General features: G+C 55.7%; 1 protein-coding gene. It reads right to left on the reverse strand.

The annotated features are described in order from the left end of the window. A partial coding sequence (locus AB9F26_RS22240; protein WP_369769126.1) for a CBS domain-containing protein occupies positions 1-578 on the reverse strand: 578 nt, incomplete at both ends.

Genomic DNA, 578 nt, shown 5'->3' on the forward strand with positions numbered 1-578 from the left:
ATGTCCTTCGCGCGTACTGGCCGGTCTCTTTTAGCGTCGACAAGGCGCATCATGGCAGGGAGAAAGCCACGATGAAGGCGCAGCGCATCTTCGCGCGCCCGATCAATCAAATGAATTTGGAAAATAGTACCAAAGAAGCGATTTCCTTCCCCAACAACCGGCAAAGAGGTGAACCGGTGGTGTCTAAACAGGCTAGCGAAGTCCGTGTCCGGCGTCACCGTAACCATGTCCTTTGACATGATGTCGGATGCCGTGGCTACACCCGTTTTATGGGTTGCGGCTTGCAGTTCCGCCGCTCCGATTGAGCGTGCCAAATCTTCGGTCCCTAAGTTAAACGATTGGCTGTAGCGCTCTAGGATCGTGGTCAATTCTTCTTCCGACAGCCCAAAGCGCTCTACGGGGTCTCGGTCCCGTGTGCCATGGCCGTTCAGGTCATCAAAATGGCGAAACGGATACCGCTTCCCCGTCAATCGGGCGTATGCAATGGCGATCAACACTCGCACAACGGTGCCAAGCGGCACCGGTGTCAGCGCGAACCAAAATCCGAGGTCCGCAATGGCATCGGGATTCATCGTTGC

The sequence above is a fragment of the Falsihalocynthiibacter sp. BN13B15 genome, assembly GCF_041205415.1.
Taxonomy (GTDB): domain Bacteria; phylum Pseudomonadota; class Alphaproteobacteria; order Rhodobacterales; family Rhodobacteraceae; genus Falsihalocynthiibacter; species Falsihalocynthiibacter arcticus.